Source organism: Novosphingobium flavum (genome assembly GCF_014230315.1).
GTDB lineage: Bacteria > Pseudomonadota > Alphaproteobacteria > Sphingomonadales > Sphingomonadaceae > Novosphingobium > Novosphingobium flavum.
On sequence record NZ_JACLAW010000007.1, the window covers coordinates 179,480 to 204,763 of the forward strand.

17 protein-coding genes are annotated in these 25,284 nt (G+C 66.4%); 7 read left to right on the forward strand and 10 right to left on the reverse strand.

All coding sequences use genetic code 11. From position 1 onward, the window contains the following. Positions 1-31: 31 nt before the first annotated feature. The 6 genes from H7F51_RS10670 to H7F51_RS10695 all read right to left on the reverse strand — a co-directional run bounded on the left by H7F51_RS10670 (position 32) and on the right by H7F51_RS10695 (position 6,895). The gene (locus H7F51_RS10670) at positions 32-1,036 is read right to left on the reverse strand and encodes a DODA-type extradiol aromatic ring-opening family dioxygenase (protein ID WP_185664294.1); all 1,005 of its coding nucleotides are present in this window, start codon (positions 1,034-1,036) and stop codon (positions 32-34) included. A gap of 115 nt (positions 1,037-1,151) precedes the next feature. Beyond that, positions 1,152-2,474, reverse strand: a complete 1,323-nt coding sequence (locus tag H7F51_RS10675) for an MFS transporter (protein ID WP_185664295.1) — start codon at positions 2,472-2,474, stop codon at positions 1,152-1,154. Positions 2,475-2,521: 47 nt separating this feature from the next. Beyond that, complete coding sequence (locus tag H7F51_RS10680) at positions 2,522-3,376, reverse strand: amidohydrolase family protein (RefSeq protein ID WP_185664296.1); 855 nt, start codon at positions 3,374-3,376, stop codon at positions 2,522-2,524. Between the two features lie 140 nt (positions 3,377-3,516). Then, positions 3,517-4,770, reverse strand: coding sequence for an aromatic ring-hydroxylating oxygenase subunit alpha (locus H7F51_RS10685; protein ID WP_185664297.1), 1,254 nt, complete (start codon positions 4,768-4,770; stop codon positions 3,517-3,519). Positions 4,771-4,781: 11 nt separating this feature from the next. Next, positions 4,782-5,807 (reverse strand): amidohydrolase family protein, encoded by a 1,026-nt coding sequence (locus H7F51_RS10690; RefSeq protein WP_185664298.1) that lies wholly within the window; start codon positions 5,805-5,807, stop codon positions 4,782-4,784. A gap of 101 nt (positions 5,808-5,908) precedes the next feature. Then, positions 5,909-6,895, reverse strand: a complete 987-nt coding sequence (locus H7F51_RS10695) for an ABC transporter substrate-binding protein (RefSeq protein WP_246448170.1) — start codon at positions 6,893-6,895, stop codon at positions 5,909-5,911. A gap of 220 nt (positions 6,896-7,115) precedes the next feature. Here H7F51_RS10695 and H7F51_RS10700 point away from each other — a divergent pair, with 220 nt between their 5' ends. Next, positions 7,116-8,372 carry a LysR family transcriptional regulator gene (locus H7F51_RS10700; RefSeq protein WP_185664300.1) on the forward strand — a complete coding sequence of 419 codons (1,257 nt, stop codon included), beginning with the start codon at positions 7,116-7,118 and terminating at the stop codon, positions 8,370-8,372. A gap of 63 nt (positions 8,373-8,435) precedes the next feature. On the opposite strand, the gene H7F51_RS10705 is transcribed toward H7F51_RS10700, so the two are convergent. Next, on the reverse strand, positions 8,436-9,989 hold the full coding sequence (locus tag H7F51_RS10705; RefSeq protein ID WP_185664301.1) for an aldehyde dehydrogenase (NADP(+)): 1,554 nt from the start codon (positions 9,987-9,989) through the stop codon (positions 8,436-8,438). A gap of 332 nt (positions 9,990-10,321) precedes the next feature. Between H7F51_RS10705 and H7F51_RS10710 the strand changes: the two genes are divergently transcribed. Genes H7F51_RS10710 through H7F51_RS10720 form a run of 3 tightly spaced genes read left to right on the forward strand, consistent with a single transcriptional unit; the run spans position 10,322 to position 15,637 of the window. After that, positions 10,322-13,210 carry a TonB-dependent receptor domain-containing protein gene (locus tag H7F51_RS10710; RefSeq protein WP_185664302.1) on the forward strand — a complete coding sequence of 963 codons (2,889 nt, stop codon included), beginning with the start codon at positions 10,322-10,324 and terminating at the stop codon, positions 13,208-13,210. 6 nt (positions 13,211-13,216) lie between these two features. Continuing rightward, the gene (locus tag H7F51_RS10715; protein WP_185664303.1) at positions 13,217-14,890 is read left to right on the forward strand and encodes a carboxylesterase/lipase family protein; all 1,674 of its coding nucleotides are present in this window, start codon (positions 13,217-13,219) and stop codon (positions 14,888-14,890) included. Positions 14,891-14,899: 9 nt separating this feature from the next. Beyond that, entirely contained in the window at positions 14,900-15,637 is a 738-nt protein-coding gene (locus H7F51_RS10720) for a dienelactone hydrolase family protein (RefSeq protein ID WP_246448173.1), read from the forward strand. Between the two features lie 42 nt (positions 15,638-15,679). Here the strand turns inward: H7F51_RS10720 and H7F51_RS10725 are convergent, their stop codons facing one another. Next, positions 15,680-16,969, reverse strand: coding sequence for an MFS transporter (locus H7F51_RS10725; RefSeq protein WP_185664305.1), 1,290 nt, complete (start codon positions 16,967-16,969; stop codon positions 15,680-15,682). A gap of 211 nt (positions 16,970-17,180) precedes the next feature. On the opposite strand from H7F51_RS10725, the gene H7F51_RS10730 reads away from it, so the two are divergent. Beyond that, positions 17,181-18,443, forward strand: a complete 1,263-nt coding sequence (locus H7F51_RS10730) for an alginate export family protein (RefSeq protein ID WP_185664306.1) — start codon at positions 17,181-17,183, stop codon at positions 18,441-18,443. 9 nt (positions 18,444-18,452) lie between these two features. Here the strand turns inward: H7F51_RS10730 and H7F51_RS10735 are convergent, their stop codons facing one another. Further along, positions 18,453-19,787: a neutral/alkaline non-lysosomal ceramidase N-terminal domain-containing protein gene (locus tag H7F51_RS10735; RefSeq protein ID WP_185664307.1), complete on the reverse strand. Its 1,335-nt coding sequence runs from the start codon at positions 19,785-19,787 to the stop codon at positions 18,453-18,455. Between the two features lie 218 nt (positions 19,788-20,005). Here H7F51_RS10735 and H7F51_RS10740 point away from each other — a divergent pair, with 218 nt between their 5' ends. Then, on the forward strand, positions 20,006-21,361 hold the full coding sequence (locus H7F51_RS10740; protein WP_221774098.1) for an alpha/beta hydrolase family protein: 1,356 nt from the start codon (positions 20,006-20,008) through the stop codon (positions 21,359-21,361). A gap of 21 nt (positions 21,362-21,382) precedes the next feature. Here H7F51_RS10740 and H7F51_RS10745 read toward each other — a convergent pair whose 3' ends face one another. After that, entirely contained in the window at positions 21,383-22,456 is a 1,074-nt protein-coding gene (locus H7F51_RS10745) for an aromatic ring-hydroxylating dioxygenase subunit alpha (protein WP_185664308.1), read from the reverse strand. A gap of 254 nt (positions 22,457-22,710) precedes the next feature. Between H7F51_RS10745 and H7F51_RS10750 the strand changes: the two genes are divergently transcribed. After that, positions 22,711-25,023 (forward strand): TonB-dependent receptor, encoded by a 2,313-nt coding sequence (locus H7F51_RS10750; protein ID WP_185664309.1) that lies wholly within the window; start codon positions 22,711-22,713, stop codon positions 25,021-25,023. The last annotated feature ends 261 nt before the right edge of the window (positions 25,024-25,284 follow it).

A 25,284-nucleotide genomic window follows, 5' to 3' on the forward strand; every position in this document is an offset into this window, starting at 1 on the left:
CTCTGAAATTCCTTGTTCGCGAAATTCGGGATCAGGCGGCCTCGGGGGCCTGCCAGTACATGAAGCCCATGCCCTCGCCGGTGCCGGCGGCGGTGCGCCAGCAGGGCACGTAGTCGACCAAGGTCATCTCCGCGCCGGTCTGCTGCAGGGCCATCATGACGATCGAGTAGATCTTCACCTCTGAGGTGCCCGACTGGTAATAGGTGTCGGGGATCGCGGCGAGGCCCTCGTAGTCATAGGCGGCAAGCTTGCCCATCACGTCACGGTCGAACTCCTCGTCGTTGACGAAGTGCGACAGGCCGCCCGAGGCGATCACCGCCACGCGGACGTCTTCCGGCCAGGCCTCGATCGCCTCGCGCAGGACGCGGCCGAACTCGATGCAGCGCTTCATCGAGGGCTGGGTCGGCGGGTAGAACAGGTTGAACAGTACCGGCACGTGCGGCGGCACCTCGTCGCCCATGATCTGGTGATAGACGAAGCTGTAGGCGTGGGGGACGACCGGATATTCCGGCGCATAGCCCTGGTTCTTTTCCATCCACACGTTCTGCGGCCAGGCCATCAGGTCGTTGAGGTCGAAGCTCTCGTCCTGGAACTTCTTGATCAGGTAGGTCGCCAGCTCCGGATAGGCCTTGTGGACCACGTGGTGGTCGGGCGCATAGACCGGGCGCTGCGGCGGGCCGTTGTGCACTTCCTCGCCGGTGTAGACGGTGATGCAGGGCGACTGGTCAGGCCAGATTTCCTTCTGGTCCTTGCCCAGCACGATCACGACATCGACCTTGGCCCGCTCGTAGGCGGCGGCCATTTCGTCCAGCGCGGCGCGGCAGCGTGCTGCGCGCTCGGTCCGCTCCTCGATGGTCAGGAAGGGCTCGAAGGCTGCGCCGCGCAGCGCTTCCAGCTCTGGATAGGTATAGGTCTTGCCCTTGTACCAGAGCTCGGGATTGTTGCGGTCGCGGTCGCCGTTCTTCAGCCAGTCCTCGGGCTTCTGCCCAAGCATGCCGCTGTGCGGCACGGCCATGCCGAATACGATCTTTGCCATTTTAAGCAAACTCCTCAAGGCGCAGGCTGGCTGCCCGTTCGCCGTCATTCACGATCACAAGTCATCCCGGCCTCCGCGCGCTGCCGCAAGGCAGGCGCGCGGAGCGGGGGCGAAGTCAGATAACGTCAACCTTGGGCGCCCACTTGCGCCGCATCAGGACCCAGGTGCTCAGCGCGCCGATGACAAGGAAGACACCGATCATCATCATCGGCAGGTCATAGTTGTTGTTGCTGATGTGCAGCAGCCAGCCGGTCAGCGCGCCGGCGACGCCGCCGGCGAGGCTGGTAGCGACCTGCTGCACCCCGGTGGCAAGGCCGACCGCGGGCTTGGGGATCAGGGTGATGCGGCACAGGGCAAGGTTATTGGCCGTGGCAAGGCCCAGCGACGAGAGCGAGAACACGTTCCAGAACAACGCCATCTCGAGCGATTCGGTCTGGACGCCGAGCAGGACGGTGCAGGCCCCGACGAAGCCGGCCACGACGAAGCACTTGCGGGTGGTCACCGGGTCGCCGCCGCGGGCGATGATGCGGTCCGCCGCCCAGCCGGCGATGATTGCGACGATGGCGATGCCGGCGAAGCTGAAGAAGGTGTAGACGCCCGAACTCTCGAGGCTGAGACCACGCTCATTGTGCAGGTAATCCGGCATCCACTGCATGCAGAAGAAGGTGAAGTAGCCGTAGCAGAAGTTCGAGATCATCGCGCCCCAGACCACCGGGCTCACCAGAATGTTGCGCATCGGCACCGAGGAGGCGGCGCGCTTCTTTGCGGCGCGGGCCTCGATCTTGGGGAAGTCGTTGCGGGTCAGGGCCAGCCAGGGAATCAGCCAGATCAGGCCGACGATGCCGGTGGCGATGAACATGATCCGCCAGGAATGCATGTTGATCAACCAGATCGCGACGGGAGCGCCGATTGCCGGGCCGAACTTGTTGCCGGCGGCGAGGATGCCGGCTGCCGTTCCGCTGTGCCGGTCGCCGAAGTTGTCCCGCACCCAGCGGAAGCTGGCGGGAATGGCAATCGCCTCGGCCGCGCCGATGATGAAGCGCATCATGATCAGGCCGGCCAACGCGTCCATCATGCCGGTCAGCGCTGTGGCCACGCTCCACAGGGCAAAGCAGATCGCATAGGGCCACTTCACGCCGTAGCGATCGACCACGTAACCCATCGGGATCTGGACCAGGCCGTAGGACCAGAAGAAGGCCGAGTTGAGCCAGCCCTTGTCAAGGTCGGTCAGGCCGAAATGGGTCTTGAAGCTTTCCGCGGCGATGGCCGAGGACATGCTGGTGCGATCGACGTAGCTGATCAGCACACCAGTCGCGAGGAGCAGCAGGACGAACCAGAGGGCCGTTGTCGAGAGCGGGGGAAGGGCGGAGGCGCCCGGTTCGGCATCGCCGACCGCTCCCGTGGCGGTGCCGGCTGGCGTTTGCGGGGACGATGCCATGAGGTGTGCTCTCCTAGAAAACCAAGTTCATGAATGCTCGGCGCGGATCAATCCGCAAGCTGCGGATAGAGCTTGAGAGCGGTCCCACCGAAAATCCACTCTTGGTCTTCCTCGCTGAGGCAGGCAAGACGGTCCTTCGCCGTGGCGAGAATTTCGCTGAGCGTACCGGGCGAGGTCGGAAAGTTAGAGCCCCAGGCGAGGTGGTCCGCGCCGAAGGCCTCGACCACCTTGGGGAAGAAGGTCTCGGGGCTGGCCGCGCCCTTCTTGACGTCGCCCATGATGCGCGGGGTGAGCTTCATGTATATGTTGGGGAGCGCCGCCAGTTCGAACAGGCTCGCGGCATTGGCATAGGGCGGGCCGTCGAGCACGTCCGGGCGGCCGAGGTGATCCATGATGATGTTCACGTTCGGGAAGCGCCGGGCCAGCGCGGTCACCTGCGGCAGGCCGATCGGGCCGGTCTGGATGCACATCGGAATGCCGAGTTCGCCGAGCAGTTCCCAAGCCGGGTAGGCCGCCGGGTTTTCCAGTTCAGTCGGATCGAAGTCCTTGGTCGATCCGCCGGTGAAGATGCGCAGGCCGCCGAGGCCCTTGCCGACCCATTCGCGGATCGTTGCAACGGCGTCGGGTGCTGCAACGTCGACCGAGCCAACCGCGAGCAAGCGGTCCGCATACTGGTTGCAGCCGTCGACCACGTAGGAGTTGTCGAAGCCGTAAGTGGTCGACGAATGGACCACGGCGGCCTTCTGCACGCCGGCTTCGTCCATCGCGGCGATCAGCGCCTCGACCGTGTTGGGCCGTTCCTGCGACCAGTCCGACCGCTTGCCGAACAGCGGCGCGGGCGGATAGCGCGTCTCGTCGTCGGAAATGATGTGCGGATGGATGTCGACATAGTTGGAAGGCATTGCTCAGGCTCCTAGCCGGTCGCCTGTCCCGGCGCCGGTCGATTCCCCGTGCATCTGCACCTCCGGACCCGCAAGGTGGTAGTTCATACTGTGGCAGGGGGTATAAGTTCCCGGCACTGAATCGCTGGGCGCGGACACATTCAGCCCGCGAATCCCATGGCCCGGAGATAAGCGAGCCGCACGGCGTCGGGCTGGCCGGCCGCCCATGGATTGCCGGCGGCACGGCGGCTGAGAAAGGGGTGGGCCAGCCATTCCGCTCGCGGGATGGCGGCCAGGTAGTGGGCATTGGCATTGGGCAGCGGCACGCGGGCTGCCCGCTCCGGATCGCGGATCAGGCCCGAGGGGTCTTCGCCCCGTTCGATCGCGGCGAGGTCTCGCTGCAGGCGGCGGCGCAGCATCGCGATGCCCTTGTCGCTTGCCGAAAGGGTCTCGCGCGTGCGGTCTGCGATCGTGCCCTGGCCGACCCAGCCGACGATGTCCTGGTTGATCACGTGGCTGGTGATCCAGCGGCCCGCCTCGTCGCGGATCGGGCTGTGCCAGGCTGGAATCCGCTCCTGCACGTAGGGTTCGCTCTCCTGCGGGACGCGGGTGTAGAACCACGAGACCGACAGCGTGTTCTCGTCGTCGATCGGCACCCGCCATTCGATGTGGTCGCCAAGGTAAAAACCGTTGGGCCAGAGGCAGACCCGGCCGATGGTCCACATCTCATCGCTCTCGTTCATCCCTTCGCGCAGGCGGCGATAGGTCAGGCCGAACTCGAACTCGTCGAATTCCACCTTGGTGTGCCGGGCCGCGCTGCTCGCGCTCGCACCCTTCAGGCGCTGCGGCCAGTTTTCGTGAAGCCACTCGAAATGCACCGGGTCGATCGAGTTTTCCTGGCACTGCAGCCAGTTGCAGGGAATGTCGGAGAGGACGACTTCGCAGAAGCCGTTGTCGCGGGCAAAATGCTCCCACACCGGCAGTTCGGGGGCGGGCAGGGGCCCCATGTAGGCCCAGAGCATGCCGGCCAGTTCGCGCACCGGATAGGCCGCAATGCTGCAGGCCTGCTTCAGCCGGTGGGCGGGCAGGACGATGTCGTCGTAGGGCACCGAGGTGACCGCGCCCGCGGCGTTCATCGCCCAGCCGTGGTAGGAGCAGCGCAGGCCGTCCGGCTCGACGAAGCCATAGGCAAGGTCGGCGCGGCGGTGCGGGCAATGCCGGTCGATCAGCCCGTGGTTGCCGGACAGGTCGCGGTAGAGGACCAGGTCCTCGCCGAACAGGCGGACCGGCTTGATCGGCTGGTCGTCAAGCTCGGCGGCGCCGGCGACCGGGTGCCAGTAGCGCCGCAGCAATTGCCCCATCGGGGCAGGGCCGCTGACCCGGGTGAGAAGGTCGTTCTGCTCCCGGGTCAGCATGCCGTGTTACCTCAGAGGCCGCGCGACTTGAGCAGGGCGTCGAGGCGCGGATAGACGCGGCGGGCATTGCCCTCGAAGATCGCCTTGCGGTCCTCGTCGGTCAGCGCTTCGCACTGGTCGACATAGCGCTTGGTGTCGTCGAAGTAGTGGCCGGTGCAGGGGTCCTTGCCGCGCACGGCGCCGATCATTTCCGAACCGAACAGCACGTTGCTGGTCGGCACGACCTTGGTCAGCAGTTCGACGCCCGGGTGGTGGTACACGCAGGTGTCGAAGAACACGTTGTCGAGCAGGCCTTCGAGCGGACGGTTCATCATCTCGAGGCTCATGCCGCGATAACGGCCCCAGTGGTAGGGCACCGCGCCGCCGCCGTGCGGGATGACCAGGCGCAGGGTCGGGAAATCCTCGAACAGGCTGGACTGCAGGATCTGCATGAACACCGAGGTGTCGGCATTGATGTAGTGCGCGCCGGTGCCATGGAAGTTCGGGTTGCACGAGGCCGCCACGTGAACCATCGCCGGAACGTCCAGTTCGCACAGCGCTTCGAACAGCGGGTACCATTCCTTGTCGGTGAAGGGCTTGCCGGTCCAGTAGCCGCCGGTCGGGTCCGGGTTCACGTTGACGCCGACGAAGCCGAGTTCGTTGACCATGCGCTTCAGTTCGGGGACCGAGTTCTTCGGCGGGGCATAGGGGCTCTGCGGCAGCATGCCGACCGGCACGAAGTTGTCCGGGTAGATGTCGCAGACGCGGCGGACGAGGTCGTTGCTGATCGTCGCCCATTCGAGGCTGGTGCGCTCGTTGCCGAGGTGGTGGCTCATCAGGCCTGCGATCGGCGAGAACAGGGTGAGGTCGCCGCCGCGCTCCTGCTGCAGCTTGAGCTGGCCGTTGCCGACGCCCTCGCGGATGTCGTCGTCGGTTACGATGCAGTCCTTGACGGACGGGGCATTGGCTTCGTCATTGGCCGCGGCGACCTGGCGGTTGCGCCAGTCGCGGAACGAGGCCGGAACGGTCGTGAAATGGCCGTGGCAGTCGATGATCATGGGAATTCCCCGGTTGATAAACGTAGAAAGAAGCCCGGAAGGGCGCGGCGCGCCGCAACCCTCCGGGCCGCTGGGTGGCGCCCTGGGGCGCCGTCAGGCGATCAGGCGAACGAAGGCGCCTTGAGCGGGTCGACGAACAGTTCGTCCATGGTCATCCGGCTGGGGATGAGGCCCTGGTCGTAGGCGGTCTTTTCGAGGGCTTCGATCGTGGCGCGGTTTTCCTCGATGCCGTAGGGCAGCGGGTCCGGCCCGACGATCTCGGTCAGCGCCTTGTACTTCTTGGCCACGCCGCTGCTGTCCTCGCCCGAGTGCATCTTCTCGAGCCACTGGTCCTTCGCCTTGGTGAAGGCATCGTTGAGCGACTTGGCGATCCACGGGTGCTGCTCCAGCACCGAGTCCTTGACCACGATCGTGCCGTGCATCGGATAGACCTTGGTGCGGGCGTAGTATTCGGCTTCCAGTTCGACCGCGTTGGGGAAGAGGTCGGGATAATTGGTCTCGACTTCCTGCCAGCCGCCGGTCGGCGCGCCAGTACGGCCGATCCCGGCCGCGCCGTCGAACCCGGCAATGATGTCGCCGCGGGCCATCATGTCGGCCAGGCTGTCACCGGCCGGCACGTGCTTGACGTTGGCGGGGAGCTGCAGTTCCTGCACGTGCTCCTCGTCGTCCACCCACCAGGTGATCTTGTTGTTGTCGACGCCGAATTCGTCGATCAGCACCTGACGGGTCCACACCCCGGTGGTCACCGAGTAGGCGCGCACGCCGCACTGCTTGCCTTCGAGGTCCTTGGGGCTGGTGATCCCGGCATCCGGGCGGACCAGCAGGCCCGAGTGGTGGAAGCGGCGCACGACGAAGATCGGCAGGGCCTTGAACGGCTTACCGTAGGCGCGGGCGATGATGTAGGTGGTTGGCGCGATCTCGCAGACGTCGAATTCCAGATCGCGGACCATGCGGCGGAACGCGCCGATCTGCGGCTTGGTGACAATGAATTCGGGCTCGACGCCCTCGATCTCGATTTCGCCCGAACGGATGGCCGCGGTGTGCGGATGTTCCGTCGAGATGGCGATCTTGAGCGGTACCTTCGACAAGACAATTCTCCCGTGAAAAACGTGGCGCCTGCCTTCGCCAAGCCCATGCATGTGTCAACGCGCCCGAACGCGCAACCAAAGGCCCCGGACGGGTTTTCAATCAAGCCTTCCCGCGTCGGGCAGCCGCTGCCGTGCGGCGGCTTGTCGCGAAGCTGATACAAAACGACTTTTGAATATGTATAAGCAACGTGCTATCGCCCCGCGCTCAGGGAGCGGTTCAATGCACGAGAAAAGCGATCAAATTCAGATTGAGGCGATCAGTTTCAAGCAGCTCAAACTGTTCGAATCGATCGGCCGGCTGAACTCTGTCCGGCGGGCCTCGGAGGACTGTAATTTATCACAGCCGGCAGTGACCCAGGCCCTCGCCAAGTTCGAGGCGCTGGTCGGTGCCCGGCTGGTCGAGCGGCGCGCCTCGGGCTCCTATCTCAATCCCGCCGGCGAGCTGCTTTACCGCCGCGTTGCCCGTTTCACCGAGCGGCTCGAGTCGGCCCTGTTCCAGTTCGGCGTCGAAGGGGCGATGCCCGGTGCCAAGATCGTCGCCAATCGCCTGCTCCGCTCGCAGGTCCGCGCGCTGATCGCGATCGTCGACCTCGGCTCGTTCCAGGCCGCAGCCGATGCGCTGGGCCTGTCGCTCGCCACGCTCCAGCGCGCCGCGCGCGATCTCGAAGGCAATCTGCGCAAGTCCCTGTTCTACCGCACCGCTGCCGGCGCCTTGCCGACGATCGAGGCGATCCAGCTTGGCCAGCAGCTCAAGCTGTGCCTGCAGGAGATCGAATGGGGCGTGCAGGAGCTGCACGAGGCCCTTGGGGATGGTGCCGCGCAGATCACGGTGGGGGCCATGCCGCTGGGCGGCAATGTCCTGCTGGCATCGGTGCTGGACCGGTTCCTGAGGCAGGAGCCGCGAGTGCAGGTGGTGGTGCGCAACGAAGGCGCGTTTGAACTGATCCGGCGACTGGGTGTGGGCGATGTCGACCTCGTGGTCGGCTTGTTGCCGGGCAAGGTCGAACCGGGGCTGACCCGCACGCCGCTGGCCTCCACGCCCTATTCGATCGTCGCGCGCGAGGGTCATCCGCTGCTTTCGCGCAGCGCGATCACGCTGGACGACCTGGCCGATCACGAGTGGCTGGTGGGGGGGCCGGGATCGAGCCGCCGCGCCTGTTTCGACCAGCTCTTCGCCGGCCATCGCCCCGCCTGGGCGCCGGTCGCGACCTCGGCCCTGCCGGTGATCCGCCACCTGATCGAACGCAGCGACCGGCTGACGCTGATGACCTCGTACGAGATCGCGCAGGAACCGCCGGGGCTTGCCCGGCTGGACTATGGGCCGATCCGCCCCACGCCCGAAATCGGCGTCACCATGCGTGATGACTGGCTGCCGACCCGCGCGCACGCCGCATTCCTGGACCTGCTGCGCGAGACGGTGTGCAACGAAATGCCCGGCCTTCTGCCGATGCAGGAGCAGTCGCGCCGGGCCGCCTGAGCCCACTTCCATTTCAACCTGCCCGGGGCGGCGGCGCTGGCCGGCGCCCCGGGAGGCCTATTATCAATCGAAGGCGCGGCGCGGCAGGCCGAGCGGGTTGGCTTCCTTGAGCGGCGCCGGCAGCAGCGTATCGGGCACGGCCTGGTAGCAGACCGGGCGCAGGAAGCGCTCGATCGCCATGGCCCCGACCGAAGTCGTGCGCGGATCGCTGGTGGCGGGGAAGGGCCCGCCATGGACCATCGAGCGGCAGACCTCGACCCCGGTCGGCCAGCCGTTGAACAGGATGCGCCCGGCCTTGCGCTCGAGCAGCGGCATCAGCGGGGCGAGGCTGGCATGGTCGCTCTCGACCGCGTGGATAGTGGCGGTGAGCTGGCCTTCCATGTCGGCGATCGCCGCGGTCAGTTCGGCCATGTCGGCACAGCGCACGACCAGCGAGCTCGGCCCGAACACTTCGTGCGAGAGGGCCGGGTCGGCCATCAGGCTGGCCGCGTCGGTGGCGAACAGGCGTGCCCCGGCGGTGCGCTCCCCGGAGGGCTGGCCCTGGGCCACCTCGGTAACGCTGCCCGCCCCGGCGAGCTTGGCGCTGCCGCCTTCGTAAGCGCTCAGGATGCCGCTGGTCAGCATTACCTGCGGGGCAACATTGCCCATCGCCTCGGCGGCGGCTGCCTCGAAGCCGTCGACGTCGCTGCCGGCAAGGGCGAAGACCATGCCGGGATTGGTGCAGAACTGGCCCGCGAACAGCGAGAGCGAGGCGACATAGCCCTTGGCCAGCCCCTCCGCATTGGCGGCCAGCGCGCCCGGCATCAGGATCACAGGGTTGACGCTCGACATCTCGGCATAGACCGGGATCGGCTCGGGCCGAGCCGCGGCCGCGGCCATCAGTGCCGTGCCGCCGCCGCGCGAGCCGGTGAAGCCCACCGCGCGGATCGCCGGGTGGCGGACCAGCGCGGTGCCGATCTCGTTGCCCGGGCCATAGACCAGCGAGAACACGCCCTCGGGCAGGCCGCACTTGGCGACCGCTTCCTGGATCGCTTCGCCGGCCAGCAGCGAAGTGCCGGGGTGGGCCTGGTGGGCCTTGACCACGACCGGGCAGCCGGCGGCCAGCGCCGAAGCGGTGTCTCCGCCTGCGACCGAGAAGGCGAGCGGGAAGTTCGAAGCGCCGAACACGGCGACCGGCCCAACCGCGATGCGGCGGGCGCGCAGGTCGGGGCGGGGCAGGGGTTCGCGCTGGGGCAGGGCCTTGTCGATCACGACATCGGCCCAGTCGCCCTCGCGCACGACCTGCGCGAACATGCGCAGCTGGCCCGTGGTGCGGCCCAGTTCGCCATTGAGGCGCACGGCGGGCAGGCCGCTTTCGGCCATGCAGCGTTCGACGATCGCCTCGCGGCGCGCTTCCAGCGCCTCGGCAATGGCCTCAAGGAAGGCGGCGCGCGCGGCCGGCGCGGTTTCGCGATAGGTATCGAAGGCCGCATCGGCGAGGCGGCATGCCGTCTCGAGATCCTCGGCCGTGGTGACCGGGAAATCGCCCGCGAGCTCTGCCCCGGTCGCGGCGTCGAGGCCGCGGAACGCCTTGCCACCGGTTACCCGCCGGGCACCGATCAGATAGGCACCTTCCATTTTGAAATCCCTTTCGTTGGCCGACCGCAAGCAGCGCGCCCGGCAAGCCCATGATTTACACGCGCGCGCTATGCGCAAGGGCTGCTAGCAGGCCTCATTGGTAGTTGGCCAATGCAGATAGGAAATCGGTCGTTCGGCGCAAGGGTCGGTCCATCCGGCCCGCGGCAGCGGCGGCCACGAAGACGGCTTATTTATACCCGGCAATCGCGATTTGATAGAGCGTGCCGCCTTGAGCTATGGTTTAGGCGCGCAGGGGCGTCTCAAGACATCAAGAACGCGCCCCGTCGCAAACGAATGCCGCCAAAAGAGCGGCGCAAACAGGGAGGACGTTAGTGTCCCAGAAAAACTATATCTTCTCGTTGCTTTCGGGTGCGTCGCTGTTCGCCTGCCCGATGGTTGCCCACGCCCAGGCTGCCGCTGAAGCTGCCCCGAGCGAAGACATCGTCGTGACCGGTTCGCGCACGACCAAGAACGGCAATGACAGCCCCACCCCGGTTACCGTGGTGAGCAAGGACATGCTGACCGACGTGCGGCCGACCAGCATCACCGAATCGCTGAACGTCCTGCCGGTCTTCTCCGGTTCGCGGGGGCAGACCACCAACCCGTCGGCCACTGGCGGCGTCGGCGGCGGCAACGGCAACGCGGCCCAGCTCAATCTGCGCAACGTCGGCGCCACCCGCACCTTGGTGCTGATGGATGGCCGCCGCGTTCCGCCTTCGTCGTTCACCAACATCGTCGATGCCGACGTCATTCCGCAGATGCTGATCGAGCGCGTGGATACCGTCACCGGCGGCGTCTCGGCGGTTTACGGTTCCGATGCCGTCTCGGGCGTCGTCAACTTCATCACCAACAAGAACTTCAACGGCGTGAAGGCCACGGCATCGGCCGGCATTTCGCAATACGGCGATGGCCGCCAGGTTAATCTCGGCATCGCGGCCGGAACCAAGATTGGCGATCGCGGCCACTTCGAAATGAGCTACGAGTTCCGCGACGATACCGGCGTTCTGCGCCGTTCGGATCGTAGCTGGTTCACTCGTCCGACCGTGGTCGCCTCGGTGGTGGGCTCGACCGCCGCTGCCGGTTCCGCCGCGAACCCGTGGACGCTGATCGAGAACACCACTCTGGCCAACTTCCCCTTCGGCGGACGGATCATCGGCTGCGGTACGGCCTGCGGCCTTGCCGGTCAGTATTTCGCCACCGACGGTACGCTGAGCGCCTTTGCCAATGGTACGGCCACCGGCACCAGCGGTATCCAGAGCGGCGGCGCGGGCGGCTACGCCGACAACTCGCTGAAGTCGGCCCAGCGTACGCACCAGGCCTTCGCCCGGTTCGACTACGAACTGAGCGATGCGGTCAAGTTCTGGGCAATCGGCAGCTACAACTACAAGCGCAACTCGTTCTTTGCTGACGACATCCAGCTTTCGGCTGTCACGATGAATCGGGCCAATGCCTTCCTTCTGCCGGCCTACCAGTCGCAGATGACGGCATCGACCTTTACCTTCAGCCGCACCCTGGCCCAGGCTGAGCGGTTCAACGGTATTCCCGTGACCACCCAGTACATGTTCGCCGGAGGCCTGACCGGCAAGGTCGCGGAATGGGACTGGAACGTCGCCTACACGCGCGGCACCTCGAAGCTCGAGACCCTGCTGCGTAACAACGTGAACAACCAGAAGCTGGCTGCCTCGCTCGACTCGGTCCTCGTCGGCTCGACCCCGACCTGCTATGCCGCCACCCAGTCGGCCACCGCCGCGGCCTATGCCGACTGCAAGCCGCTCAACGTGTTCGGACCGACCTCGTCGAGCGCCGCCGCGCTCGACTACATCCTTGACGATACCAACTATGTCGCCTGGACCCGCCAGCACGACGTGACCGCCGACATCAGCGGCTCGCCGTTCGACACTTGGGCCGGCCCGGTCAACGTCGCGCTCTCGGGCGAATGGCGCTTCCAGGACTTCCGCTCGCAAAGCGAGGCGACGCCGACCCAGTATGCGGTCTGCCCGCCGACCAGCACCGGCGGCGTTCTGAACTGCACGCCCTTCAATCCCGCGACCGGTGCTGGCACGATCCTCTATCGCCAGACCTTCCCGGCGAGCCCGAAGATTTCGCAGAGCGTGTGGGAAGTGGCGGCCGAAGCTACTGTGCCGCTGCTGCGCGACGTGCCGCTGATCCAGTCGTTCGACGTCAACGGCGCGGTCCGCTACACCAAGTACAACACGGTCGGCGAATATTGGACCTGGAAGCTCGGTGCCGACTGGAAGGTCACCGACGACCTGCGCTTCCGCGGCACGCTGTCGCGCGACATCCGGGCGCCCACGCTGAACGACCTGTTCGCGCCGACCTCGGTGGTGATCGTCAACAACAACGATCTCAAGGCTGGGTCGCCGGTGCCGGCACCCGGTCAGCTGCCCTCGGTCAACCAGTCGAACCCCAATCTGACGGCGGAAATCGGCAATACGCTGACGGCCGGCGCGGTCTACAAGCCGAGCTTCGCTCCCGGTTTCAGCTTTGCGGTCGACTACTACCGGATCAAGATCAAGAACGCGATCACCACGGTCCAGGGGTTCCAGCAGCCCATCCAGCAGGGCTGCTATGACCAGGGGATCCAGCTCTATTGCGACCTGATCGTGCGCAATTCGTCCGGTGCGGTCACGTCGTGGTTGGTCCGTCCGGTCAACCTCTCGGTGGTCGAAACCTACGGATTCGACTTCGAGGCGAACTATGCCGGTCAGCTTGGCGGACGTCCGCTGATGCTGCGCGCTCTGGCTGCCTGGCAGCCGCACATCCGCTACATCCAGCCCGGCACGACGACTCTGGATCAGGGCGGCGTGGCCTTCGGCCCGACCGGTCTGATCGCGAGCCCGTCGTGGCGCGTGACGGGGATCATGAGCTATCAGGTTACTGACGGCTTCAAGTTCGACGTCATGTACCGCTGGCGCAACAAGCTGAAGATCAGCGGCAATCCGACCGACAATTTCGTCGCCGGGCAGGGGACGATGCCGGCCTATGGCCAGGCCTCGCTCAACCTGTCGTGGAAGGTCCCAGATGGCCGTCTCGTCGAGCAGAGCGAGTTCTTCATCAACATCCAGAACCTGTTCAACGTCAATCCGCCGATCGGAAACCAGACCAACACCGGCACCGGTGCGGGCGGCTTCGGCGGCTTCGCGGTGGGCGACGATCCGATCGGCCGCTATTTCACCGCTGGCGTGCGCGTGAAGTTCTGACCTGACATGCGGCGTCTCAACCTCAATGTCGCCGCCGGTCTGATCGCTGTCGCGGCGGCCTGCTCCTCTATCGCAGGCCCCGTGACGGCGGCCCCCGCCGCTCCGCTGCTGGTGAAAACCGGCAGCGGGGCGGTCGAGGGCTATCGCGGCACCGATCCGTCGGTTCGCGTGTTCAAGGGCATCCCCTATGCTGCCGCCCCGGTGGGCGCGCTGCGCTGGAAACCGCCCATCCCGGTCCAGCCGTGGCGCGGCGTGCGCAAGGCGGACAAGCCGGGCAATGTCTGTCCCCAGCCGCAGACCCCGCAGATGCGCGGCTATGCGATGAGCGAGGACTGCCTCAATCTCAACGTCTGGACCGCGGCGCGCAGCGGCGAAAAGCGCCCCGTGCTGGTCTGGATCTATGGCGGCGGGTTCCTTGAGGGAACCGGCGCCGATCCCCAGTTCGATGGCGAGACCCTGGCCGCCAAGGGCGTGGTCGTCGTCACCTTCAACTACCGCACCGGCGTCCTCGGCTTCCTCGCCACGAAGGAGTTGAGCCGCGAATCCGGGCACAACGCCTCGGGCAACTACGGGCTGCTCGACGATGTCGCCGTGCTCAAGTGGGTCCGCGCCAATATCGCCGCCTTCGGGGGTGATCCGGCCCGCGTGACCATCGCCGGCCAGTCGGCCGGGGCCGGCTCGGTCGGCTTCATGAGCATGTCGCCGCTGGCCAAGGGCCTGTTCCGTGCCGGGATCGCGGAAAGCCACTCGCGCTGGCCGAGCGACCCGGACCTGCGTTTCCTCTCCGTCTCGCACCGCACCCTGCCCAATGCCGAGGCCTCGGGCGAGGCCTATGCCGCCGCTCACGGCGCGAAGTCATTGGCCGACCTGCGCGCCATGCCGTGGGAAGAGCTGATCAAGGGCAGCGCCGTGCCGGACATGGCGGTCGAGACCGGGACCACGGCCAAACCGCCGCTGTTCCGCCCGGTGATCGATGGCTGGGTCCTGCCGCGCAACTATTCGCAGAGCCTTGCCGCCCGCGCGCAGAACAAGGTGGTGATCGTTACCGGCAACAATTCGGATGAGACCGGCGGCATTCCCGAGACCGCCATTGCTCCGCTGCGCGCCGCCAATATGACACCGCGCGCCGGGGCGCCGCAGGTGGTGCTGAACCTCGCGCAATACCAGGCCTTCGCCAAGGGCAAGTTCGGGGCCATGGCGGACGAGTTCCTCCGCCTCTACCCCGCCACGAACGACGACGAAGCCGCCCGCATGGCGAGCGAGGCCGCGCGTGACAACAACCGCGTCACCACGTTCCTGTGGGCGGGTGAATGGATCAAGGGCACCGGCCTGCCGGTCTTCACCTACTTCTGGACCAAGGCCCCGCCGGGCCCGGAGGCGCATATCCGCGGCGCCTATCACGGCGCGGAGATTCCCTATGCCCTCGGCAATCTTCAGCCCAGGACCCGGCCGTGGACCGCAGAGGACCGCGAGGTTGCCGATCGCGCCTCTTCCTACTGGGCCAATTTCATCAAGACCCTGAACCCCAATGGCAAGGGCCTGCCTGCCTGGCCCAAGTTCGATCCGCAGTTGCAGCGGACGATGGAACTTGGCCACAAATGGCAACCGACCCCCATTGCGGAGAGCCCGGCGAAGGTCGATTTCTGGCGCCGCTTCTATGCGACTCAGGAAGCCTGGTAAGGAATGACAATGGAACAACTGACGATCGCGGCCGCCGAGGGGCGGTGTCCGGCATGGATCTACACGCCCGAAAGCGGCGAGGGCCCGTGGCCCGGCGTGATCCTGCTGATGGACGGCCCCGGCATTCGGCCCGCGGTTCACGACATGGCCGGGCGGCTCGCGAAGGAAGGCTTCGTGGTCCTGTTGCCAGACCTGTTCTATCGCTCGGGGGCCTATGACCCCATCGATCCCAAGGTGGTCTTCACCAACAAGGACCTGCGCGAGGCACACCGCGAAAAGTACATGGCCAAGGTCACCCCGGCCGCGTTCAAGTCGGACTTCCCCGCCTTCTACGCCGCGCTGCAGGCCCGCGCCGACGTGCGCAAGGGCCCGATTGGCGTGACCGGCTACTGCATGGGCGGCCGCCTTGCGATGATCGCGGCCGGCTCCTTCCCCGACGTGGTTTCCGCGGTTGCCTCGTTCCACGGCGGCGGCCTTGCCAACGACACGCCGTCGAGCCCGCACCGCAATGCCCCGATGATCCGCGCCAGCGTCTTCGTCGCCGGGGCGATCGAGGATGCGAACTTCGACGATGCCCAGAAGGCCAGGCTGGAACAGGCGCTGAGCGATGCCGGGGTCGAGCACCGGGTCGAGACCTGGCCGGCGAAGCACGGCTGGGTGCCGACCGACATGCCGGTCCATGACCCGGTCCAGTCCGAACGGCACTGGACCGAATTGCCGGCATTCTTCCACGCGAAGCTCGGCTGACGAACTTCCACCTCGGGCTCGGATGAGCCTCCCGGCCCGGTGTCAGGCGGACTTGTTCGCCGTCACCGGGCCGGGCGCTTTTTCTTCCACCGCATCGGCCTCGGGATAGGTCTTCACCGCGGCCAGCTGGGGAAACAGCCGGGTCCAGGCTCCCGCAATCATGATCGAGCCGATCCCGCCCAGAACCACCGCGCCGACCGGACCCAGCACGGCGCCCAGCAGGCCCGATTCCACTTCGCCCAATTCGTTCGAAGCCGAAACGAACAGGGTCGAGATCGCGCCGACCCGGCCGCGCTTCTCGTCGGGCGTGGCCAGCTGGATGAGCGACTGGCGGACGTAGACCGAAACCATGTCGGCCGCGCCCACGGCCGCGAGGCAGACCAGCGACAGCGCGAACGAACGCGACAGGCCGAAACCTACCGTGGCAAGGCCGAACGCCGCCACAGCCCATAGCATCACGGGCCCGACATTGCGCCGCACCGGCCGCCAGCTCATCAACGCAGCCGTCGCCAGTGCGCCAACGGCGGTGGCCGAGCGCATGTGGCCGAGCCCTTCCGCTCCCACGTGAAGCACGTCGCGGGCAAAAGCCGGAAGCAGGGCCGTGGCGCCGCCGAACAGCACGGCGAAGAGATCGAGGCTGATCGCGCCGAGCAGCAGCCGGTTGCCGCGCACGTAGACCATCCCTTCCTTGAGCAGCGGCCAGGCATTGCCCACCGCCCGGTTCTGGCCGCGCGCCTGGGCACGGATCAGCAACTGGCACAGCAAGGCCAGGCCGAGCAGGCCGGTCGTAACCAGATAGGCCGCGGCCGGGCTGATCGCATAGGCATAACCGCCGATCACCGGACCCAGGATGCCGCCGGTCCGCCCCGCGATCGAATTGATCGCGATCGCCTTGGGCAAGTGTTCGCGCGGCACGATCAGGGGGCCAAGTGCGCCCATTCCCGGCATGTAGAAGGCCCGCGCCGCCGCGGTTCCGGCTGCCATGGCATAGAGCAGGTAGAGGGTCATCGTCCCGCTGAGCGAAGCTGCGGCCAGCACCCCGGCGCAGGCGATCTGCGCGATCAGGGAAAGGCGCACGACGTCGCGCCGGTCGAACCTGTCGATCACTACCCCGGTGATCGGGCTGAGCAACAAGAAGGGCAGGAACTGCACCGCGCCGATCAGACCGAGCCGCAGCGAGGCGGCTTCGATCCCCATGGTTTCGCGCGCCTCGCTATAGACCGCCCAGCCGAGCACGATCACCAGTGCGTTGTTGCCAAGCACGCCGAGGAGCCTGGCCGAAGCAAAGCGGCGGTAATCCGACATCTGAAGGGGGTGCGTGACCGGGTTCATTTCCGGCCGCTATCAACCCTGCGGCCGCGCGTCGAGCCTGAAGGGGCGCGGCGGGATCATTTCCGATCGCTCGCGATGGTTTCCCGACCTTCCCCGATTTCTGGCGCCGGCTGAACCCTCGCGCATTCGCGTACACTTTGTGACAAATCACGACCGCGGCGTTTGATCGGCATCAAGTTCTGCGCAGAGCCATGGTGCGACAGCGGCAGGCATGAAGACGATCACGCCCCGATTGGTTCCCGCGCTCGCGGCCCTCGCGCTTGCCCTCGCGCTGGCCGCGCCGGCCCACGCCGAACAGGCCCCCGCCGCGCCCGTGCCCGCGGCGCCCGGCGAATGGCGCCTTGGTCCCTCGCTCGATGGGCGGCTGCGCACCGAACTGGTCCGTCAGGATGGGCTTTCGGCCGATTCCGTCACCCTGCGGCTGCGGCCGGGCCTCACGGCCGAAAGTCCCTTCGGCCTGTCGTTGCTGGTCGAGGGCGAGGGCACCCTGGCGCTGGGCAGTGCCTACAACGCCTATCCCTTCGCTGTCCTCAGCAGCCAGCGCCGTGTCCAATATGCCCTGGTTGCCGATCCCGAAACGCTCGAACTCAACCGGCTGCAACTGCAGTACCGCTCCAGCGCGCTGACTGTCACCCTCGGCCGCCAGCGGATCGTGATGGACGATGCCCGGCTGGTCGGCAATGCCGGCTGGCGGCAGAACGAGCAGACCTTCGATGCCCTGCGCGCCGAGGCGAAGCTTGGTCCGCTCAGCCTCGATCTCGCCTATGCCACCAGCCAGCGCACCATCTTCGGCCGCGATGCGGGCGAGCGCATGGCCTACGACGGCCGACTGGTTTTCCTCAACGCCGGGGTGACCGCCGGCCCGGTCCGGCTCAAGACCTTTGCCTACCTGCTCGACTATGACGCGAAGGAGCAGATTGGCGGACAGGCGGCCCAGTTGGCCGATGCGGCGACCTTGGGCCTGCGTGCCAATGCCGCCTTCAAGCTCCCGGGCAATGCGAAACTCGATCTCGCGGCCATCTGGGCCAGCCAGTCGTCCTGGGCTGACAATCCGGCGGATTACCGAGTGGATTACCTATTTGCCGAGGCCTGCCTCTCGCTCGGCAAGCTGTCCGTGACCGCCGGGGGCGAGCGGCTCGGCAGCGACGGGGTTCACGCCTTCCAGCGCCCCGCCGCCAACCAGCCGCGCTTCGACCAGTACATCATCACCCCCGCGGCCGGGCTGAGCGACACCTGGGCCGGTCTGTCCTACCGGGTGACCGGCGTGCCGCTGGCGGGAACCGCGATCGCCTCGGTCACCGCGCACCGCTTCGCCGCGGCGGCGAGCGACCAGTCCTACGGCACCGGGATCGAGGCCGCGCTCGCCCTGCCGCTGGGCCGGGCGACGCTGCTGTTCAAGGTCTCGGACTTCGACGGCACGGTGCCGGGCACGAGCTGGACCAAGTTCTGGCTCCAGGCCGATTTCGCGCTGTGACGCGAAGGCTCAGCGCTGCAAGGCCAGTCGGCCCAGTTCCTTGATGAGGGCCGGCCCGGCGCAGCCCGGCTTGACCGGCGAGCCCATCACGCCGTGACCCATGGCCGGATAGCTGTCATCCGGCAGAACATAGCCGACGTCGCCCGCGATCATCGAGACCAGCACGGTCTTGCGCTTGGGAGTGGCGGCCCGGATCGTCTTGCCGAGCGCCGCGCCAAGGTCGGCGCCGACCCCGGCAAGGGCGAAGTCGCCCACCTTGAGCAGGGCCACCGGGATCGCGACCGGATCGGTCGCGGTCGTGGTGACCTTGCCGGTGGCCTGGTCCCGGCGCAGCTTCTGCCCGGGGCAGGTGGCAGCGCCCTTGGCGAGCGAGAGCGAACCCGTGGCCAGCGGCGCCGGCCCCCTGGCAAGGGCGTCGACCGCGTCGAGCGCGATGCGGCGGGCCTGCATGTCAAGCAGGGCCCAGCCCGAGGCGCCCGCGTCGACGGCGGGGAGCGGCGCCACGGCCGGGACCAGCGAGGTATAGATCGCCTGCTGGTCGCCCTCGGCCCCGGCTGAATAGAGCACGACCGGCGCCACCGATCCTTCGAGCAGGCGCGAAACCGCGCCCGGAATGTCGCCGGTCACTTCCAGCCCGCCATCCTTGGTCACACTGCGGAACATGACTTCGGCATGGGTGGGGTAGTTGACCAGCAGGGCCAGCGGCTTGCCGTCGGTTCCGTCCACCCGCACCACGTCGAGCGTGTGATCCACCACGCCGGCGGCATCGTGCTTGGTGGTCAGGCCCTTGCCCTCGCCGTTGTTGACGTTGGCGATCGACGCGCCGCGGGCCAACGCGATCTTCGCCGGGCGCAGGCCGGCCACGGCCTCGCGCGTCGCGGCCACGGCCTGGTCCAGCGTGCGGGCCATTTCGGCCTGCTGCTGCGCGGTCGGCTGGTTGCCGTGGAAGAAGACCAGCGGGTTGGAATGGGTGTGGGTGGCAAAGACCAGCACCTGGCTGGCCGGAACCCCGGCGGCGGAGGCTACGGCCGCGATCAGCTTCTCCTGCTGCGGCACCGTGGTCACCTCGAGGCTGACCAGCACGATCCGGCGCCCGCCTTCCTCCAGCACCAGTGCGCGGGCGAAGAGATCGTCGTGAATGCCGACAAAGGGCTTGTCGCGCGGGGAGGACGGCGACGAGATCGGGAAGGAGGCGGCAGGCGGGGTGATCACGGCCTTGGCGGCGCCGGCGCGGAAGGCTTCAGCCGCAGTGGAATCAGCCAGGGCCGGGCTGAAGGCGGGGAGAACAAGCCCCACGGCGGTCATCACGCCGAGGATCGCCTTCATTCGGGTTGCTCGTGCCATCGTCCTGTCTCCCGTTCGCGCCTGCGGCGCCGCACTGTGGCGGGCTGTCTAGGCGACGACGCGCCGCGGGTGGCGATTGATAATGTTCACGGTCTCATCGGAACCGGCAAGGTGCGCGGCGCGCAAAAGTTGATAGACCCGTGCCCGAATTCGATAGCCCGCCGGCTCCACGCCGGGTTATCTGCGGCCCCGATATGTCGCAGTGGGAAGGCGGAAAAATGAAGCGGTTCGCAACGGTAACCCTGGCACTTGGCACCGCGCTCGCGGCGCTGGCTACCCCCGCCGCCGCCGCCCCGGCTGCGCCGGTCAAGACCACCTTCGTCCACCTCGCGCAGGGCGTTCCCGCCGTGCTTTACGAGCCGGTCAAGCGCAGCCCGAAGAATGCCATCGCTGTGCTGTCGATGCATTCCAACGGGGATTACCTCGAACACTCCTCCTGCACCGAACTGTCGAAGCGCGGCTACCGGGTGCTCTGCGCCAACAACAGCCAGTCCAAGTCCGGCGCCTTCGAGGAAGGCACTCTAGACCGCTCGCTGACCGAGGCGAAGCTGGCCGTCGAATATCTGCGCAAGGTTCCGGGCGTGAAGACCGTGGTCCTGTTCGGCCATTCCGGCGGCGCCACGCTGATGAGCGCTTACCAGATGATCGCCGAGGGCGGAGTTGCCGCCTGCTCCGGCGCGGAAAAGGTCTGGAAGTGCGGCAAGGAACTGGCCGACCTGCCCAAGGCGGACGGCTTCATGTCGGTCGATTCCAACTGGGGCGTGGCGGCGATGAGCCTGCTCAGCATCGACCCCGCCGTTGTCGACGAAAGCACCGGGCAGGTCGTCGATCCCGGGCTCGACCTGTTCAACCCGGCCAACGGCTTCGACCCCAAGGGCTCGCGCTATCCGGCGGCCTTCATCCAGCGTTTCCAGGGCGCCGTGGCCGAACGGATCACCCGCCTCACCGCCGCCGCCCAGGCCCGCCTCGCGGCCATCCAGCAAGGCAAGGGCCGCTTTGCCGATGACGAGCTGTTCGTCGTTCCCGGCGCCACCCTGCTCGGCTTCAACAACAAGCTGTTCCCACAGGACATCTCGTTGATGGCCCACACGAAGAAGGCCTGGCCGCTGATCAAGCCTGACGGTTCGATCGTCACCGAGGTCGTCCCCTCGGTCCGCGTGCCGACCAACACCCAGACCTTCACCCCCTCGATGCGCGGCGCGGTCAAGACCACGGTCAAGGGCTTCCTCAATTCCTACGCCCTGCGCGTCTCGCCCGACTTCGGCTACGACGCCGAGGGCGTCCACGGGATCGACTGGGAATCGAGCTATGCGCTCACCCCCGGCAACGTCGCGCACATCGCCGCGCCGACGCTGGTCATGGGCATGACGGGAAGCTGGGAATACCTCGCCGCCGAGACGATCTACGAACGCTCTGCCGCGAAGGACAAGCAGCTCGCTTTCGTCGAGGGTGCAACCCACGTGTACACCCCGTGCAAGGCCTGCGAGAAGACCCCCGGCCAGTTCGGCGACACGGTCAAGACGGTCTACGACCACCTCGACCAGTGGCTGTCCGACCCGCGCCGCTTCCGCTGAGGGCGGCCCGGCGGGGCCGTTTCAGGCCTCGGCCGGAACGGCCGGAGCCCCGGATTCGGCGGCGATCATGCGGTCGATCATCCTGAGGGCCATGATTGGCGCGCGGTCGATCGCGATCGCGGTGCGCTGGCGCAGGCCGGTTTCCTCCTGCCCGCGCTGGATCGCCTCGATCATGTCCTTGTCCTCGCCGTAGGTCTTTTCGAGCCCGGCGCGCAGGCCTGCCTCGAAGCCGGCGTCGTCCTGGCGGTAGTTGCGCAGGTGCAGCCAGAAGAAGTGGGTCGAGCGGCTCGTTTCGGGGGTGAGGAACTTGTAGCTGAAGGTGCGGATGCCGCCGTTCAGCAGGTTCCCCTCGCTGCGCTCCATGCCGGCGGGGATCACCGCGATATCGACGAACGAGGTGGCCGGAAGCTCGAAGTTGAAGGCGACCCGGCGATCGACCTTGCCCTCGCCGAAGTCGAAGCTCAGCCGGTCGAGCGGACTGGCGGGCACGTTCTCGATCCAGCGGAAGGCGCTGAGGCCGTGTTCCCCGGTCGAGACCTGTACCGGCACGTCCTTCTGGTTGCGGTTGCCGATGGTTTCCTTGTGCAGGAAGGTGGTGTGGGCCGGATCCATCAGGTTCTCGATCTCGATCCGATAATTGCCGCCATGCCGCTGGTAACCGTTATCCATCACCGCCCAGCCCGGCTCGCCATAGCCCGGCAGGACCGGCATCCGCGCCGCGTCAGGTTCGCCTGTGCCGGTCCAGACCCAGACGAGGCCGTAGCGTTCAGTCACCGGATAGGCGCGGACCTTGGCGGTCGGCGGGATCGTGTCTTGCCCCGGAATGCCGATGCAGGTCCCGGAGGCGCCGAATACCATGCCATGATAGCCGCAGCGCAGTCCCCCGTCGGCGCATTCGCCAAGCGAGAGCGGGGCGAGGCGGTGCGGGCAGCGGTCTTCCAGCGCGGCGGCGCCGCCATCGGGCGTGCGGAACAGGACGACGGGCTCGTCCAGAATGCGCCGGGCCAGCGGCCGTTCGCCGACTTCACCCGCCCAGGCGGCGGCATACCAATGATTGCGTACGAAACCCTGTGTGAAATCGGCCTTGATTGACATGCCCTCGGTCCCTTTGTGCGCATCGGCGCAGTTGCCGCGAGACTAGGGGCGACTGGGCGCCAGGCAAAGCTGCGAAGCCGAAAGGCTTTGTTGCGGTTTCCGAACGGCCGCCGGCATTGTCCCGAAAATCGCGACAGACCTTTGCGGCCCGGGCTATCGCTCCTGCGGTCTCCCTTCGATAGCCTTGGCTCCAGAATAAAACGAACCGGCCGCTGGAACGCACCCGGCCGAGGGGATCTGATAGGGAGATACCAATGAACAGCGGGATTCTGCTGCCGCGAGCGAGCGGCCTTGCCATGGCGGCTGCGCTCGCCGCGTTCATCGCTGCGCCGGCCATGGCCCAGCCGACGCAGGGGGCTGAGGACAGCGGCCTCGGCGAGATCATCGTCACGGCCCAGAAGCGCGCAGAAAATTCCCAGAACGTGCCGATCGCGATCACCGCGCTCAGCGCCGACAAGGTCATTTCGGCCGGGGTCACCGGCACGGAGGACCTGCGTGCCGCGGTTCCCGCACTCAACGTCACCACTGCGGTCGGCGGCTTCGGCCTGCCGCGCATCCGCGGCATCGGCGCCACCGGGCAGGGGCCGGGCGTGGAAAACCCGGTCGCGGTCTATGTCGACGGGGTCTACTATGGCGCCTCGATCGGCGTGCTGCAGTCGCTGTTCGATGTTGACCAGGTGGCTGTGCTCAAGGGCCCGCAGGGCACCCTGTTCGGGCGCAACGCCACAGGCGGCCTGATGCAGATTTCAACCAAGGGCCCGACCTTCGACTGGCGCGGCAAGGCCGAGCTTGGCTACGGCAATTACCAGACGATGACCGGCGGCGCTTTCCTTTCCGGACCCCTGTCCGAAAAGGTCGCATTCAGCCTGTCGGGCCAGTACGAGAACCGCGATAAGGGCTTTGGCCGTAACATCACGACCGGCCGCGACGTTCAGACCAGCACCGATTGGGCAATGCGCGGCAAACTGCTGTTCGAGCCGGGCGAGACCACCAAGATCCTGCTTTCGGGCGATTTCAACGGTCGCAACGGTGCCGATCCGGCCTTCATCAACTTCGGCCGCAATACGCTGGGGCAGGATGTCGCCGCCACGATCCGTGCGGCGGGCGGCAATCCCGAGCGCGACATCATTTCGGATTTCGATCCCAAGCTGCGGGCGCGCCAGTGGGGGACCAGCCTGACGATCGATCAGGAACTGGTCTCCATGTCGCTCAAGAGCATCACCGCCTATCGCCGCAGCGAACTGGCGACCGCCTTCGATCCCGACGGGACGAACGTTCGGCAGCTGGTCATCACCTTCAACCAGCTCGACAAGCAGTTCACGCAGGAAGTGAACCTCGTCTCGGACGATGCCGGTCCGTTCAAATGGCTGCTGGGCGGCTTCTACATGCACACCAATGCAGGTCAGCTGCCCTATTCGCGCACCGAAGGCTTCGCCATCGCCAGCGTGGTCGGCCCGTCGGGCTATATCGACAACATCACCCGGGTCGATCTCGATTCGTGGTCAGCCTTTGCCGAGGGAACCTACAAGCTCGGGGCTTCCACCAACCTGACCGCAGGCGTGCGCTTCACCAGCGACAAGCGTTCGTTTGCGGGCAATGGGGTCAACTACAGCAGCATCACCGGCACGTCGACGATCGTTCCTTATACGCCGTCGCGGCTGAGCAATCGGAACGCCACGTGGAAAGTGTCGCTCGATCATCGCTTCTCGCCGGAACTCCTGGCCTATGCCAGCTACAACCGCGGCTTCCGCGCCGGCGGCTTTGGCCCGTCGCTGGTCAACGGGACCCTTCCGACGCTCAGGCCTGAACTGGTCGATGCCTTCGAGGTCGGCATCAAGTCCGATCTTCTCGACCGCAAGGTGCGGGTCAACCTCTCGGGCTACTATAATGATCAATCGACCGTGCAGGTCATGCAGATCGTTTCGGGCAACCAGCTGATCTACAATGCCAAGGGTGCGAAGATCTATGGCATCGACGGTGACATTTCGGTCAAGGTTTCCGACAATCTCCAGTTCTTCGGCGGCTTCAACTGGATTCACGCGCGCTACAAGAGCTTCACTGATGCGGTGATTTCGATCCCCTATCCCGTGCCATCGACCTTCAGTCCCGCCAATTACACCTACGTCGACAGCGTGACCGGACAGACCGTGGCCAACACCGCCTGCCTTGGCACCTTCGGGTCACCGCTGGCCCAAACCGGCGGCAACTGCCTGCTGCGCGGCGATGCCTCGGGCAAGAAGTTGCAGAATACGCCGGAGTTCACCCTGAGCCTTGGCGGGAATCTCGACATACCGACGGCTGTGGGTAAATTTTCTTTGGCCGGCAACGTCTACTACAATGGCGGCTATGTCGGCACGCCGGACGAACGGGTGGTCCAGCCTTCGTTTACCACGGTCTCGGCTTCGCTCACCTGGCATCATCCGGACGAGCATCTCTATGTTCGTGCCTGGGGCCGCAACCTGACCAACGCCTTTTACCGCAGCCAGATCGGTGCCTCGAATAGCGGCGACAACGGATATTCCGGAGCGCCGCGCACCTACGGTCTCGCCATCGGCGCGGAGTTCTGACGAGCCTGCCACCGGGTCGCCCCACGCCACCCGCTCGGTGCGGGTGGCGTTCCTGTTTGTGCGGGCAAGCGGCACGAGGCAGGTCGGCCTTGGACCGTGCCCGGCATCTTGCCAAACAGGTTCTATTTCGGATTACGGAACATGGTTTCGCCTGAGTTAAAGGTGGTTGAAATCATTACTAAAGTTAAATTCGGTTAACTTCTCAGTAGAAGTATTTCTTACGATTCAGCCGACAAGTTAAGCCTGCCGGCCGGAATCTTG